Genomic DNA, 16,604 nt, shown 5'->3' with positions numbered 1-16,604 from the left:
GTAGGTAATCTTGATTTCCCTAATGTAGAACTTACTCTTCTAGTTAAGATGAAATTATGAAATAATTTGCAATAGTTCTTACTCTATAAGGATTGTTCTTGGGCAATTTTTTTTGAGGCGGGTGGAGGAAAGAAAAATGTTACAGGTGTAGGTTCAATAATTGATAATTGATAATTACCTCTCCCTAAAAACGGATAGGATTGAATAAAAGGAAATTTTTTTTGTTTCTCCTTGATCATGAGAGGCTTTATACCTTTATTTTTCGGTAAATTATCTAGTCAGTTATTTGAATTGACCATAAAATCATGTCTCAAGCCTCTCCTTCGAAGGGGATAAAACAATAAAATTCACTATTTCAACCCTCCTACTTCAGTAGGAAGTAAAGTTAACTGATAATTGAAATGACCTACTAGGTTTTTCGGGTTTTAATCTACTACTGTAGGCATCCCTAATTTTTTATCAACAACTAGGACATCCGCCTGAATAATAATTTAAAGTTTTTGGGCTTTGTTGCATTATTAATCACAATTTTCCACAGTAATGATTGGTTAATCATCATACTACTCAAGGAAATTGCTGGATTCTGGTACTAACTGTCTTAATTTACTCCCTCCTATATGCCTTAATTTTTCCTACTTTGCAACTTTAGTAATACAGAAAGGGAGTTATCACAACAAAATAATTTCGTTGGCCAGTACATATTATCGGATCTAATTTTGACAAATTATTAGAATAGTTCTATCAAATTCATGTATAGTGGGAATAGGGAGTAGAGAATCAGGAATAGGGAGTGGAAAAAAACAATGCTGTTTAATTTTCTAGTATTGCCAAACTGAGGTTTCCTCTAACTACTAAAAAAACTTAATGTAGCAGTATTTTTTGAACGCTGTTTAATTTTCTAGTATTGCCAAACTCAGCTTTCCTCTAACTGCTAAAAAAAACTTAATGTAGCAGTATTTTTTGAACTTGGTATTAATCTCTAGTGAAAATTTTGGAAATTTTAGACGTGTTATATTTTCTCTCTCTACTGACTCTGTGATTTGATATGAAGAGGATTTATACCAAGGGTGAAAAAAAAATGTTACAAAAATGTATTTTGAGATAAACCGACAAATTCTGAGCCAGTTATTTAGTTTCAACTTCTGCCTAGTTGCTAGATAGATACGATATTATTCAATAATGGATAATGGGTAATGGATAATGGATAATGGATAATTGATAATTGATAATTACCTCTCCCTAAAAACGGATAGGATTGAATAAAAGGAAAATTTTTTCTCTCTTGGTCGATTGGATATGGCGTTTAGCTGGCGCACAACTTTCCTGACGGAATGCTGCTAATTACGCGTTTTGCGGAACGCTAAACTTTCCGTTCCGGAATGCTCCGCAAACGACCGCTTGTTTCTCCTTGAAAGTAGAGGCTTTAAACCTTTATTTTTCGGTAAGTTAGGATCAGATCAGTATCAGCACGTTTAAAACTTGTCATAGTTTCCATAACTACCTTTTGCTCATCTATCCAGCCATTTAATGCAGCAGCTTTAATCATTGAATATTCTCCCGATACATTGTAAACTGCTACTGGTAAATTTGTAGCTTCCTTCACTCGCCAAATAATATCCATGTAGGCTAAAGCAGGCTTTACCATCAGCAGTTCCGCTCCTTCAGCAATATCTAGCTGAATTTCTTTGAGAGCTTCTGTACCATTTGGTGGGTCCATTTGATAGGTTCTGTGATCGCCAAACTGAGGAGCAGAGTCAGCAGCATCTCGAAATGGTCCATAATATGAGGAAGCATACTTAGCAGCATAAGATAAAATCGGAATACTTTCAAACCCTGCTTGGTCTAAACCTGACCTAATTGCTTGTACAAAGACATCCATCATACCAGATGGCGCAATTACATCAGCACCTGCTTGAACTTGAGAAACGACAGTTTTTTTCAGCAATTCTAAGGTAGGATCGTTTAACACACGACCTGTTAAGTCTTTTGCTTCCAAATAACCACAGTCACCATGATCGGTATACTCAGACAGACAAGTATCGACAATAACGAATAAATCTGGTACTGCTTCTTTGACGGCGGTTGTAGCTTTTTGGACAATACCACAATCATGCCAAGCTCCTGTAGCTTCAGTGTCTTTATCTTCAGGAATGCCAAACAAGATAATTGCAGGAATTCCTAAATCATAAACTTCCTTCGCTTCCTCAACAATTTTGTCTACTGACAATTGATAGACTCCTGGCATTGACTTTACTTCATTAGCTACTTTTTCTCCTGGTACAGCAAACAAGGGATAGATAATATCATGTCCGCTGGTATCGTTTGTGTAAACCCAAGCATGAGTATCTATAGGAAATTTAAGTTTTTTCAGGCTTTTAAACCTTCTCTCCTAGATAACTAAAGCCTTCTTCCTTCTTCCTTCTTCCTTACCCTGACCTTACAATACCGATGCTACCGGACATCATATAATACCATTTCTCAAAAACTTTATCTATTTCAGGGTAGGGGAGTGTAGGGACGTTTTGCTGCACAACATGGAAAGCTCCGCATTCCGGAACGGAAAACGCATTTTTGCCTGTGCAACGTCCCTACCGGAGAAGCAAACATAAGAATAATTAACATTAAACTAGCGAAAAAAAGCAAAAAAATAATTCTGATTGTATCGATCAGTTAATAACTGAAGTATCGCCCAAGTATAGCAATAATGCATGGGAATTGGTATAAGATCATTGACACTAACTATATTTTCTCCTACCATACGACGTAGCTGGGGATGGTTACGAAGGTGACGAGGCCGATACACTGGAAACATATTCTTTTCTTTAATAACTACATTTTTGACTAAGAATAAAGTTTATGATCTTCCTATATCAGAATTGATATTAAAATAACAATTCTTTATATTTAACATGGCCAATTAACTATCAATATATTATTAATTAACAAAACTTAATACAATCTCATATTTGGCATAAAAAACCCTTATTTGGTCACAAACATTACGATAAGCTCTAATAAAGAGGATAAAAAAATATTATCAAATTATAAAAGAAAACATAATATACCACCAAATTTTAATTTTGGTACTAAAATGCAGCAAAAGTTAAAATTTTTGCTACTAAAATTACTTAGGAGAGTGAAGACTATGAAAGAATCAGCACCTGTGCCAATAGGAATTGTAGGTGCTTCTGGCTATGGCGGGGTGCAACTTGTGAAACTTCTCCAAGATCATCCCAAAGTTGAAGTTGTGTACTTGGGAGGAGACAGCAGCGCAGGAAAACCTTTTTCCTCAATTTACCCTCACTTGGAAGATTCTGTAGACTTAATAGTAGAGCCAATTGAGTTGGACAAAATTGCCAGTAAATGTCAAGTAGTTTTCCTTTCCCTACCCAATGGTTTAGCCTGGAAAATGGCACCTACTTTATTAGAAAAAGGATGTAAAGTATTAGACCTATCTGCTGACTATCGGTTTGCTAATCTTGAGACTTATCAATCTTGGTATGGTGGGGAACGGACGGACAAAAATATAGCTGCTACTGCTGTCTATGGTTTACCAGAATTGTATCGCGATCGCATAGCCAATGCTCAACTTATCGGTTGTCCTGGTTGCTATGTTACTGCTAGTCTCTTAGCACTTGCTCCACTATTTAAACAGGGTTTGATAGTACCAGAAACTGCAATTATTGATGCTAAGTCAGGTACATCGGGAGGTGGACGAAAAGCAGCTATTAATCTTTTACTAGCTGAAGCTGATAATTCTATTGGTGCTTATGGAGTAGCTAGTCACCGACACACCCCAGAAATTGAACAAATTTGTAGTAACTTAGCTGGTTATGATGTGAAAGTCCAATTTACTCCCCATCTTATGCCAATGGTACGGGGGATATTAGCGACAGTCTACGGTACCCTCCGAGATCCAGGGTTAGTACGAGAAGACTTATTGACTATTTATAATGCTTTTTATCGTAATTGTCCTTGGGTGAAAATATTACCCAGTGGCACTTATCCTCAGACTAAATGGGTTTGTGGCACTAATCTCTGTTATCTTGGTATTGAAGTCGATCACCGGACGGATAGAGTTATTATCATGTCAGTTATTGATAATCTGATCAAAGGTCAAGCTGGACAAGGAGTTCAGTGTATGAACTTGATGATGGGTTGGGAAGAAACTTTAGGGTTGCCCCAGTTGAGCTTTTATCCTTGATGGTATAGTTTTTTTGGTTTATGTGTATCTGCACCCAGATATGTTTCTGGCAATTGGTTAGTTAGTTTTTAGAGGCTTATGAATGGGTTTTTGAGATTTTTTCTGGTCATAATAACCTCTTAGAATTTTTCCATTTTGTCAAGTAATATCATGTCCGGTAGCATCGTTATTGTATAGAGAAGATAAGGAAGAAAAAAGAAGTTGCAAGAGAAGAAAAAACCTGACGTAAGGTAGATATTTCCCTAACTTTTACACAAACGATACCAACGGACATGATATGAGTGTAACGTCGGGAGGATGTTAATTAAACCCATCCTTAAGGATGGGATATTATTGCTAAGAGCTGACTGGTCATAGCTGTTAGCTCCGTATTCCGCAGGAAATACTTACCCTTTTTTAACTTATTAAATAAACTTTTCCCTCGTCTAAATCATAATAACCACCCACAACTTTTAATTTATTTTCTTGCACTAACTGGCTAATTACTGGAGAAGAATTTAGGATTTTTATTTGTTGAAATACATTAGCTTTCACAGCATTTTCTACAGGGTTTCCAGGTTTACCTTTAGCACCTTCTACAGCAGGTTTAATTGCAGCAATTATACTACCAATTTGACCAGGAACAGGTTTTCCAGCCATTGCTGCTTTGACTGCCCCACAATTTTCATATCCTAATACCATTAATATCATGTCCGGTTGAACAGTGATAAATAAATAACTGGGGACGAGTCAGGAGTCAGAATAAAAGAAGGAAGAAGGAAGAAGGAAGAAGAAGAAAGTTTTTTTATAACTAATTATCCGGACATGATATAACACTTTTGAACCTAACACCAAAGTGCCAAATTCTATACTACCAATTTCTTCGGTATTAGCAATATTTCCAGCGTCTCTAAGAACAAATAAACCTCCTAAACCTCTATCAAAAATTATCTCAACAGGTACACGATAATCTGCACAATAAACAATACTAGCAAAGGGTTTTTGACCAGTAGCAACTTCTGTTAATCTGGCAATACTTGTATTATAATTTGTACGTTTATTTTCCACAAATATTTTATTTCCTGCCATTAATATTTCCAAAATTTCATCTGGAGACATTTCTGGAGAAACTTGAATTTTGGCAGGTATTGTTGGTGTTTATTCTGGTTGCTGAACATTTTATTTTTGACAGCTAACAGCTAAAGTTGTTGCTCCTGTTGCTAGAGCAAATTTGCCATAATTTAGTATTTTTCTGCGGGAAATGTTACTACTAAAGTTTTCTGGATTTGTACTCATTAGAGTTTTCCTTAATAACTTATATTTTGATGTTTGCAGTCTAGATTATAGCATTTATCAAATTAATCCAGTACAGTTGTTTTTATTCTTTTATAGAATACCTGAAGGGATATATAGAACCCCTGAAGGTATTTATTTTTTTATACATGATGGGGGTGGGGAGTGTGGGAAGTGTGGGGAGGGTGGGGAGATGGAAGCATTTTTCTACCTTTTTCCCCTATTTTATTTCTTAATCTCCTGACTCCTGAGCCAAAAACTCGCAACTTTGCCAAGATACCAAATGGGTTATATAGGCGAATATAGATGGGGAGCTTGGGGAGTGTGGGGGTATTTTTCTACCTTTTTCCCCTATTTTATTTCTCAATTTATTGACTTCTGACTCCTGACTCCTTTGCCAAAAGCTCGTAGCTTTGCAAAGATAACAAATGGCTTCTATATTCCTTATGTTCGGAATTACTATGTAGGGATGTTGTATGCAACGTCCCTACATAATCTATACCCCGTACTTCTAATATTTGCATAGTATTTAAACTGTAACTTATGGTAGGGGTTTAGTTACCGAAAAATTAAGTTATAAACCCTCTCCATTTATAGAGAAAATAAAAGGTAATTATTAATTGTTGAACAAACTCCTATATTACTGCCAAAGATTAGCTAAATATTGACGCACATCAAAAAAATTATCCCAAGATATATAAGACTTTTGCCTTTCATCTAAATACTTAGCTAGGCGATCGCGTGCAAAAACCAACGATGCTTCTAAACCCATATTCAAATCTGTGACTGAATCTCCTATTGCTATTTTTTCACTAGCATCATATAAATTCATCACCTGCACTTTTGCCATTAACTCTGTGTCTCCTTCAAAGTCAGAATGTACCTGCAAAAAATTACCTGTATTACTGACATCCACAGCATAAATAGCTTCTACTCTATTTACTAAATCTCCCAATACCGTCTCTACCATAATTCTAATTCCACCAGAAACCACGACAAACCTTACTCCTTCAGCGTCAAGAAAATCTAATAATTCTATTAACCCTGATCGTATTTTTTTTGTCTTAGAAAATTCAATTATTTCTGGATAACGTTCTGAAGGTATAGCTGACAACATTTGGCGCACACCTTCTCGTAGAGTTATTCGTAATTGATAAATTTCTGGCATAACTTGAGCTGAAACTTCTGGTGCAAAATGCTTCAACATTGCCACAAAAGTTTCCTCGGCAGTAATAGTACCATCAAAGTCACAGAAAACAACAGGTTTTGAGCTATCTAACATTTTTATTGTTTTATATCAAATATGTTTAATATCAAATCCGGATAATTACTTAGTTATATCAAATCCGGTAGCATCGGTATAATTAGATGGTTAATCTAGGAGTCAGGAGTCAGGAGTCAGGAGTCAGGAGGGAAGAGAATTTAGAAAGATTTACACTTTTGCTGATTTTTCGCGAACCGTAGATGAAAATTTTTTTTATACCGAACCCGAGCGGATTTGATATTATTCCGTCATTGCGACTGTAACGGAGTGAAAGGTTTGCGCAGCATTCCGTAAGGAAAGCAATCTCAGGGGTATTAGACATTGCTTCTAATCATAGCAATAACAAACGACTTAATTGCCAAATTTTTTAAAATTTCCTTCCCTTCCAAGTAAAGTTATATCATGTCCGGTTGAATAGTTATAATTAGAGCTTCGTAGTGAAGCTCTAACCCTATCTTATAGTTCGACTTGAGAGCTTTACTACAAACAAACAACAATTTTTTTATCACTAATTATCCGGACATGATGTTAGATATTTTCTTGGCTATTAATATAGAATTTGGGGTTACACAATTAGAAGTGATGAAATGCGAAAGTAGATATTGTGGGATAATTCTTTCCTAAGTATATGTTTATAGTTATATAATTACTTCAATCTCCCCATCTCCCATCACGCCATCACCCCATCACCCCATTTCCTCACTCCAACCCCAAAGCCTGAAAAAACGCCTTTACCCCAGCCTCTCTACCATCAGGATAATCCATAATTCCCGTACCAGCATTCAAAATCACATCCTGACCATAATCTCTTAACACTTGAGATACCACACCTGGTTTAATACCTGCCGAAGGTACAGGAAAAACATCTCGACTCCGAAGAATATCTCTAATTTTTGCTTCTTCAGTAGGGTCGAAACCGAGACTACCATAACTAGCAGGATACAAAACTGCATCCGTACCAGCATGAGCCATCAAAGTTCCCAAGACCACCGGATAAGCCATACCATAGTTAGGAGCAGCACTTATGGCTCCTGCTAAAGCTGGATGAGCAAAAATCGGAACATTAATTTCTGGGTCAGCAGCCAAACTTTCTAATACAGAAAAACCATAAGATAAGACATTTAGTAAAAGTGCATTTGCACCTTCGCGCACTAATAACTTTGCGGTATCCAGTGGATTAGAACATTTCCCCAATTTACTCGTAACATTAACAGCATATAATACAGTCCGACCCGTTTTTTTCTTAACTTCCTCCAACACCTGACGACAAGCATCAAGACGTTTAAGAGTAGGAGCTTCCTCAAGATTTCCCATAATTTCGTCATCTTTAATAATATCCAAACCAGCATAAGCAACTTCTCTTAAAATAGAAGCATAGTCTTCCGTCGATAACCCTAACGCTGGTTTAAAAATTCCCATCAGTGGCGGGCGATCCTTTACTCCCAAAATTTCCCGAATACCTTTAATACCAAATTTCGGACGCAACCCATAATTTTCTGGTAGACGCACCGCTAAGACTTTAGCAGTACCCGCCATGGAATATTTACCAAAAATCATAGTTAACAGACTGGGAATATCTCCTTCCACATTTGCTTCTGGAAAAGCAACAGTAACTACACTATCCCCTTCTGGGTTAGTCACACCCTTGACAACTTTCCCTAAATGTGAGTGCAAAAACTTTTCTCTATGGGCAAAATTTGCACCCCAAGTACCTGCTGTTTGTCCCACTGCAATAATTTGGCCTTGTTTTTCAGCATCTACCTCTGGTGGGAAAATGTAGTCAACCTCAATAGTCATAAATTCCTCAGTTAAACTTCTATTAAATAATTTATAGGGCTTTGTTGCATGAAAGTATATAACTGCCGCACTTGCTCCGCATATGTACAATAATAATTTGTCGAAACTGCTGTAGCTATTGGACAATAGATGAATAGAACATCAATTTTAAAAATAAAAAGGCTGAAACTTTTGCAAATTAAAGCTTTGAGGTTTAATTTCTCAGCCCTAACTATTGGACAATAGATGAATAGAACTTCAATAATCGCGAAAGAGACCGATATAGCTGCGGAATGGATGCTCTATCGCTACTTTCATGCAACAAAGTCAATTTATAGCACTACACAAATAGTGGGCAGATATTTATAAATACTGCTTCATAAAACCGATATAAAACGTCAAAAAAAGTTACATTTTACTGTTTACTTCCTGCTTCCACCGGAACTGTCGGCAGCACTCCGTCCACAGGCATTCACGGTCAAGCCGACCGCCCGATCGCAAATTGATACTTGCGTTTAAATCTCTATCTATTGACAAGCCACAGTCAGGGCAATCATACCTTCTCAGGTTTAACGGCATATCTTGGACGTGACCACACCTGCAACAAGTCTTTGATGATGGAAAAAATCTATCTACTACTACTAACTCCGAACCATACCATTGGCATTTGTATTCTAGCTGTCGCCTGAACTCATAAAATCACTATCTGCTAATTGATTTAGCTAGCTTATGGTTAGCTAACATACCCCTCACATTCAAATCTTCAATGACAATTGTGCCGTGGTTCTTGGCTAGGTAAGTTGTCAATTTATGAAGTGCGTCTTTACGGATGTTAGCTACTTTGGTGTGTAGCCTGGCAATTTTAAGTTGTGCTTTTTGCCAATTAGCAGAACCAATATTTTTATTGCGGTTAAGGTATTGTAGTCTCGAAAGCTTGGCTTCAAACTTACGGTATGACTTTACACTTTCAAATACTTTCCCATCACTTAGTGTAGCTAAGGTTTTCACTCCTAAATCTACACCGATAACATCAGTTTTTTTTGGTGTAGTATGAGGATGAAGTTCAAAGCTACAGCTTAGATACCAATCACCAGCTTGTTTACTAATTGTTATTTTTTTAGTTGTTGCTTCAATCGGTTCATAAGTTTTGACAATACCAATAAAAGGTAATTTGTGACTCCATCCGTTTAATTCTATCGGTTTTCCACAATTATCTATTGTGAAGGAATCATGTTTACCTTTCTTCTTAAATCTTGGATGTTTACCCAACCCTTGAAAAAACCGCTTAAATGCTTCACCTAAGTTTATGAAAGCGTATTGATAAACTCTAGAAGACAAGTTTTTCATCCAAGTATGTAAAGGTTTTGTGTGATTAGTAAACACTTCTCTGAGCTTACTGGCATTAGGTTTATAGCCATCAATATATGCAGCATTCCATACACTTAAACCCCAGTTATAACACCATCTGCTATAACCCGCGTGTTGAGCCATCAGGGTTTTCTGTTTGTTATTCAGTTTGAGCTTTGTTCTGATGGACTTCATAGATGCGTATTGGCAGCCTGCCGAATAGTATGCTTTTTAACGTATTATATCGTTATTCTTTGATTAAGTCAATGCTCTCTCCCTACTCCCCTACTCCCCTGCTCCCTACTCCCCTACTCCCCTGCTCCCTACTCCCCTACTCCCCTACTCCCTACTGCCTCTTTACTCTAATAATTTACCACTGGTATTAGCGGATTTGGTCTCTCAATATGAAACCCTTGACCATAGTCAATACCTAAATCAGTGACTTTGTTGAAAATAGACTCGGTTTCTACATATTCAGCAATAACGATTAAACCCATTGTCTTACCAATATGATAAATACCCTCTACTATTCCTTGAGAAACAGAATCTTTTTCCATCTTCTTAATAAACATCCCATCAATTTTCAGGTAATCTACTGGCAAAGTTGTCAGATAAGAAAAAGAAGACATTCCTTTACCAAAATCATCTAAAGCAAAACGACAACCCAATTTTTTGAGAGAGTGAATAAACTCGGCTGCCGTTTCTAAATTAGTAATAGCTACAGTCTCAGTAATCTCAAAACAAATTTGTTGGGGAGGTACTTGATAAAGAGCAAATTGATGTTTGATAAATTCTAGAAAATAATGATCATTGATACTAGCACCCGAAAGATTCACTGTAAAAATCCGGTCTTTGTATAAATTAGCAATTTCAGGCAAAGACAGATAAGATAATAGAGTTTTAACTACCCAACGGTCAATTCTGGGCATTAAATGATAACGCTCTGCTACTGACAGAAAAATAGTTGGTGCAATTATTTTCCCAGAACCATCCCAAAATCTCAGGAGAATTTCAGAAAGCTTTGTTTGCACACCCTCATGCAGTGGTAATATTGCCTGGGAATATAAACAAAAACGATTTTCTCCCAAAGCATCCCGTAGTTGTGTCGCTAAATTAATTTCTTGTTTTTGTTTCTCTAGATTTTGCCTAGATGAATCATACATCTCCACGCAATTCCGACCAGAAGTTTTAGCATTGTAGAGAGCCATATCTGCTGCTTGTAGCAATATCTCCGGATTAGATTTATCGGAGCAGTTACTATCTGCAACTCCTAAACTACTTGTCACCCATTTACTCACTGCTGAACCTTGATGGGGAATTTTTAAACCTTCAATTTCTATTCTAATATTTTCTGCAACCTGAAGCGCTCCTTCTATAGAAGTATTTGGCAACACAACCACAAACTCTTCCCCCCCATATCTAGCAACAAAATCTCCTGGTCGTTTCACTACCCCACTAATAGCTTGAGCAACCTGTTGCAAACATTTATCTCCTTGCTGATGACCATAAGTATCGTTGTAGGGTTTAAAATAATCTACATCTACCATGATGATTGACATTAAAGTTTTATCCCGTGCTAATCTTTTCCACTCTTGTTGTAATTTTTCTTCAAAGTGACGACGATTATACAGTCCTGTCAAACCATCAATATAAGCTATTTTTTCTAATTCTTGATTTAGTTGTTCTAAACGATGATAGAGTTGAGCTTGTTGAATAGCAATTCCTGTTTGAGTTGCCAAGCGCCTTAATAAATCTGTTTCTGATATCCGCCACTCCCTTTTTTCCCTACAATGATGAGCAATTAATGCTCCCCACACAACAATTTCTGATACTTGTTTCTCTCCTTCTTTTTGACTAATCAAGATTGGCAATACCATATTTGCTTTCACTTGAAATACTCTAAGTAAATCTCGATGACATTCTTTGACCTCTGGGCTTTCGACATCATCTATGATACTGATATAACCTTCTTTAAAGCGTTCTAGAACCTTTTCATTAGGAAAACATGGATCGGTAATAATGTTACCTAAAAGTGGACTGCAATCTACTGCCACAGATTCTTTTTCGACAATACCACTTGGACCTGGCAGAAAATGGTAAATTATCACGCGATCGCATTGTCATAAATCCCTTACAGAATCTACTGTTGTCTTTAATATTTCCTCTAAATTTAAAGATTGATTAATCCTGTCTAGAATTAGCCCCAATAAATGCTCTTTTTGCCTACTTTCTTGTACAGCTAATTCAGCTTGTTTGCGCTCTGTAATATCTAGCATTGTGCCAAATATACTTATAACTTCCGAGTTATTATCAAGAACTAAAGTAGACTTAGTATAAATATATCTAAATGTTCCGTCAGGTCGAATAATTTGATATTCTGATTCACGACCTGTTTTTTTTTCTAATACTAAAGCCAGATTTTGTTCCAATAATTCTTGACTTTCAGGAACTAACATTTTCAGCCATTCTGAATAAATTGGTTCTGGTTCAGTAGGATTAAGACCAAAAATCCGAAATGCTTCATCCGACAAAGTTATTTTTTGTGTAGCTATTTCATATTCCCAGTTACCTAAATGGGCAATTTTTTGTGCTTCTTGTAATTTAGATTCGCTTTCTCTAATAGCTTTTAAACTTTTATTTCTTTCAATTGCATAACGAATTACCCGCTCTAATATATATGATTTGATTTCTGAATTATGTAGAGAATCTACAGCCCCTAAATTTATAGCTGTCATATCCAATTCTGTATCATCTTTATCTGTAAGTAATATAATTGGTATTTGGCAACCCCTAAGAATTGCTGTTTGCAATAGTTCTAATCCGTTTTTTTCTCCTAAACTATAGTCAACTAAACAAACATCATGCTGACCATTTTCTATTGCTGCTAATCCTGCTTGATAAGTCTTTTCCCAATCTAGGAATATTTTTGGTTTTCCCAGGTCTAATAATAAATCATTGATGAGAAGATAATCATCTTCATTCTCTTCTATTAAAAGCACTTTAATAATTTCTTGATTCATGGGATATAATAATTTTTTTGACAAAATTTTAACTAAAAAAAACTTCTTGACATTCTCCCGACGCTGCTCTAATGAGACAGCGCGGGATTCCTATCCATTAAATAAATATTGATTTTTTTGTGTATTCCAGTAAAACTATTTTAATCAAATAATTTTACCGAAAAAATGGGTATAAAGCCTCTCCATTCATGGAGAAAAAAAAGAAAAAATTTTCCTTTTAACCAGTCCTCTTTTTTTCAAGAAGAGGTAATTAGGGCTTGCTGAAAAAGTCTTATGGGTGAGGGTAGGAGTCAGGAGTCGTAGGGGTTATTTCCATTCCGGAATACTTTCCTTCGGAATGCTCTGCAAACGTAAACGCGTAATTAGGAGCAATCACCCGTACAGGAGGAATGGGTATGGGAGCGAGGAGGTAGGAGGAAGAATTATCCTTTGATTTTTCAGCAAGAGCGTTAACCCAAAATCCTAACTTTTTCAGCTCCCTAGAACCAAAACCTTATACTTTTTCGAGGCCAAAAAAGGCTGAAACATTTATCTATAAGGGCTTTGATGTTTAATCAGCAAACCCTAATTGATAATTTCCTCTCCCTAAAAGGGAGAGGAATGACGAATAAGGAACAGATTTATTTTTCCCCTTGAAAGGGGAGGCTTCAAGGCGTGAATTATCTAATTATCTAATTATCTAATTATTTAATTGTTTAATTATTAATTATTTCGGTAAATAAAATCAGGACTTACGCATAACCACCATCTCTTGGTGCGCGTTCCCTCTCTTGGTCAGCATTCCGCAAGCGAGCTGTCGGCGGCGCGGGGTCTGACCGCTTGCATCTTACGCCGACGCGAGGTCGCACCGCTATCTAGTAGGGGCGTTTTCCTGACGGAATGCTCCGCAAACATGTCGGCGACAGCCGAAAATGGCCATTAGCCCCTACAGATGGTGTATATTTTCATATTTTGCATAAGTCCTGTAAAATATTAAATCCTGGTGTAGGGTGGGTATGAAAAGCGCAACAGGAAAAGGCGCAGCCTTGATTGTTAAACTTAATAGTGAGATGCTTTGATTCGCTGTAACCCACAAAAACATAACCTTTGAGTATCTCTTAAGATTTATCTAATTAGTATTAAGCATATTTACAAAAATAAATTTTATTTTCGTAAATTTCATCCTGTGATTGCCAAATTGAGTACACAAACTATATCCAAAATTTTCCATACCAGGGGAATATTTTTATGACAAAATTCGCCATAAATTAGTCATAGTGTATGACTTAAAGCGCTTCCCGTTGCCCTTGAGGTACAGCAGGAGCAATTACAGGAATTTCCGAACTAACTAACGTATAACTGACTATGCAAACATTTCCGGTAAACTTCATAGTAGTTATACCCTGGATAACTTCTAACTTCTAAATTCTAAATTCTGAACCCTCAATATATCTACCTCATAACCCGTGGAAACTGCTGTAATTGCCCTTGAAGACTTCAAATAAAAAATTTAACGAGATAGAACTTAACTAGGGATAATTTAAATATCTTAAAATTCTTATGGAAAAGAGCAATTTATGGTACGATATCTTAATAAATTAATACCCAATGTTGAATATAGCTTATAACTAATACTAATTCACTTTAAAGATGTCACAAATAGACATCTCCGATAATAAAAAATAAAATCAATTATCGCACAGAAATAATCAATTTTTTCCCCCTACTCCCTACTTCCTACTCCCTCTTTTCGGGAGAGGTCTAATAGTTTAAAACTATATATCTGAAAGAATTTCCTGAAATTACTGTAGCATCTAAAATTTCAAGTTTATAAAATCTTCATGCATGACTTTTGACTTTTAACTTCCGTGAAACGATTAACTACCAACTATTATGACTCTTCAGACTCTGTTGGCAAGCAAATTAGATTATCGTTCAGGATATAGATTAAGCCCTGCTGGCGTAATTTACCCATAAGACGAGTTACAGTTACACGGGTGGAACCAATGGCACTACCAATTTGAGCATGGGTTAAAGGCCAAGGTAAATAATAACCGCTTGTTACTTCTGCCCTATCTTCACTGATCCAGGGTTCTCCATGTTCTTCAATTAATAGCGTGATAAATCCAAATAACCGATCAATAGTACGACGTTGACCCAAGGTACTCAACCACAAAAGCTTCCTTTGATGTTGATACCGAAAGGCATCTAGAACTTCTCTACGGAAATGAGGCCAGTTATCAAGGTCATGCCAATACATCCAAAGTACAGTTGTTTGATCGGCATGGGCATAAGCTTGTAGTGTAAATGGTGACTGAGCTATAAGTTCAAATGGTTGACCAGCACCAACAAATCCGAGGAAAGCTTCGTCTGAAATTGGACTTGTTTTTGATTTGCTAGACTTATTGCGACTGGCAGTAATGTGGGCATTACCTACTAGACGAATTCCTCCTTTTTGTATTAGATACAACAAACCTGGGCGGGCGGGAATACGTTCATCTTTGGTAAAAGCTCTACTACGGTAGTGTTCTTCTGCCCAATCTATGATCAGTTGCCAAGTCAAAAATGGCCTATTACTAGGGGCAGAATTGTTAGTAGATTGTATATTTATTGACATTTCTGGTAGGTCTGGATGTGATGATAGTTGCATTGTGACTCTCTTTTGCGAAAAGTTGGACTTAAGTTCAAATCAATTTGATCAAAGGCATAGGAGCAGATATTAATTTGTCTGCTTATATCAGTCTTATCTTTTATATCAGTGTAGCAAAAAACACATCTTTTTCCGAATGTTGTAGGATAAATTTTATTTGAGGTGGTGATAATTTTGACAAAATTATCATTTCAGTGTATTATGATACATTTTTTGCAAAAAGCTGTAAGTTTATACCGGGAGAAATTGGAATGGTCTTGTAGCTATGAAAAAAAATTAGAAGTTTGGGCAAGGATGGAGGTAATTCCAATGAACCAAATTAGATATTCTGGAGGAGTTATGTACAAGTCGGCGATCGCTCTGAAATTAGCTCCAGTTTTGCAGCAACCAGCAATATATATTGCTACTGAGTTAGCTAAGTATTGTAGAGAGATAGTTAATACTGAAGAAAAGAAAGATGTAGTAAATTTTCAGGTTGAAGTAATTTCATCTGGTATGATTTACCTGAAATTAACGGATTTGACCATAGCTAATTGGCTAAGTTATTTAACTTCTTTTCCCTTGAAGGACGATAAGCAAAAGTTTCAGGTAAGTGTTAAACATAAATCTCCTCAAACCATAAATTTGTTTCCTATTCAATATAGTCATGCTCGTTGTTGTTCCCTATTGTGTATGGGTGAAAGGGATGGTATAATTACTCTTGCTCCGATAATTCCAGAAAACTATAGTCAATTTTGGTTTATTCCAACTTCTGAGTCTATACCCTGGCAAAAATCTAATGGGGAATTACAATTTTTACATGATGCTGAATATGAATTAATTGCTGAAATTGTCTCTACCCTAGATTATATATATTGTATTTCTACTACTAAAAAAGCTATAAATTGGGTGAAAGTAGCTAATTCTCTTAGTTCCGCTTTTCAAACTTTTTACGGTCAGTGTCGTATATGGGGCGAGGTGAAAGTAAAAACACCGAAATTAGCACAAGCTAGATTAGGTTTAGTTTTGGTAACTCAGTCTCTACTGAGATTTTTATTAGAAGAAAAGTTGGGTACTAAAGCACTTCTAGAACTTTAGTTAATTTCATTTATT

9 protein-coding genes and 2 pseudogenes are annotated in these 16,604 nt (G+C 36.3%); 2 read left to right on the top strand and 9 right to left on the bottom strand.

Annotated features, from left to right (window positions below):
* Positions 1-1,423 precede the first annotated feature (1,423 nt).
* A complete protein-coding gene (gene hemB / locus ACP6PK_RS30065) occupies positions 1,424-2,350 on the bottom strand; it encodes a porphobilinogen synthase (protein WP_143438126.1) in 927 nt (308 codons plus the stop codon).
* A 795-nt stretch (positions 2,351-3,145) separates the two neighbouring features.
* Here hemB and argC point away from each other — a divergent pair.
* Positions 3,146-4,204: an N-acetyl-gamma-glutamyl-phosphate reductase gene (gene argC, locus ACP6PK_RS30060; protein ID WP_426565236.1), complete on the top strand. Its 1,059-nt coding sequence runs from the start codon at positions 3,146-3,148 to the stop codon at positions 4,202-4,204.
* A gap of 396 nt (positions 4,205-4,600) precedes the next feature.
* Here the strand turns inward: argC and ACP6PK_RS30055 are convergent.
* The 8 genes and pseudogenes from ACP6PK_RS30055 to ACP6PK_RS30020 all read right to left on the bottom strand — a co-directional run bounded on the left by ACP6PK_RS30055 (position 4,601) and on the right by ACP6PK_RS30020 (position 15,512).
* Positions 4,601-5,272 (bottom strand): annotated as a pseudogene (locus ACP6PK_RS30055) (carbonic anhydrase).
* A gap of 572 nt (positions 5,273-5,844) precedes the next feature.
* Positions 5,845-6,000: a hypothetical protein gene (locus tag ACP6PK_RS30050; protein ID WP_426565234.1), complete on the bottom strand. Its 156-nt coding sequence runs from the start codon at positions 5,998-6,000 to the stop codon at positions 5,845-5,847.
* A 116-nt stretch (positions 6,001-6,116) separates the two neighbouring features.
* A complete protein-coding gene (locus tag ACP6PK_RS30045; RefSeq protein ID WP_094671907.1) occupies positions 6,117-6,758 on the bottom strand; it encodes an HAD-IB family phosphatase in 642 nt (213 codons plus the stop codon).
* A 681-nt stretch (positions 6,759-7,439) separates the two neighbouring features.
* Positions 7,440-8,537 (bottom strand): RuBisCO large subunit C-terminal-like domain-containing protein, encoded by a 1,098-nt coding sequence (locus tag ACP6PK_RS30040; protein WP_426565232.1) that lies wholly within the window; start codon positions 8,535-8,537, stop codon positions 7,440-7,442.
* Between the two features lie 401 nt (positions 8,538-8,938).
* Positions 8,939-10,058, bottom strand: a pseudogene (locus ACP6PK_RS30035) (RNA-guided endonuclease InsQ/TnpB family protein).
* Positions 10,059-10,225: 167 nt separating this feature from the next.
* Positions 10,226-11,971, bottom strand: a complete 1,746-nt coding sequence (locus ACP6PK_RS30030) for a bifunctional diguanylate cyclase/phosphodiesterase (protein WP_426565230.1) — start codon at positions 11,969-11,971, stop codon at positions 10,226-10,228.
* A gap of 12 nt (positions 11,972-11,983) precedes the next feature.
* Positions 11,984-12,907, bottom strand: coding sequence for a response regulator (locus ACP6PK_RS30025; protein WP_426565228.1), 924 nt, complete (start codon positions 12,905-12,907; stop codon positions 11,984-11,986).
* 1,846 nt (positions 12,908-14,753) lie between these two features.
* The gene (locus ACP6PK_RS30020) at positions 14,754-15,512 is read right to left on the bottom strand and encodes a Crp/Fnr family transcriptional regulator (protein WP_426565226.1); all 759 of its coding nucleotides are present in this window, start codon (positions 15,510-15,512) and stop codon (positions 14,754-14,756) included.
* 174 nt (positions 15,513-15,686) lie between these two features.
* Between ACP6PK_RS30020 and ACP6PK_RS30015 the strand changes: the two genes are divergently transcribed.
* Positions 15,687-16,589 carry a DALR anticodon-binding domain-containing protein gene (locus tag ACP6PK_RS30015; RefSeq protein ID WP_426565224.1) on the top strand — a complete coding sequence of 301 codons (903 nt, stop codon included), beginning with the start codon at positions 15,687-15,689 and terminating at the stop codon, positions 16,587-16,589.
* Positions 16,590-16,604 lie beyond the last annotated feature (15 nt).

It is taken from the genome of Dapis hubbardiae BLCC-M172 (genome assembly GCF_050016015.1).
In the GTDB taxonomy this organism is placed as follows: Bacteria; Cyanobacteriota; Cyanobacteriia; order Cyanobacteriales; family Microcoleaceae; genus Trichodesmium.
This window is presented reverse-complemented; position numbering and strand designations above follow the sequence as displayed.

Coding starts and splice junctions, on each gene's coding strand:
- argC (WP_426565236.1), top strand. CDS start 3,146: ATGAAAGAATCAGCACCTGTGCCAATAGGAATTGTAGGTGCTTCTGGC.
- ACP6PK_RS30050 (WP_426565234.1), bottom strand. CDS start 6,000: ATGCAAATATTAGAAGTACGGGGTATAGATTATGTAGGGACGTTGCAT.
- ACP6PK_RS30045 (WP_094671907.1), bottom strand. CDS start 6,758: ATGTTAGATAGCTCAAAACCTGTTGTTTTCTGTGACTTTGATGGTACT.
- ACP6PK_RS30040 (WP_426565232.1), bottom strand. CDS start 8,537: ATGACTATTGAGGTTGACTACATTTTCCCACCAGAGGTAGATGCTGAA.
- ACP6PK_RS30020 (WP_426565226.1), bottom strand. CDS start 15,512: ATGCAACTATCATCACATCCAGACCTACCAGAAATGTCAATAAATATA.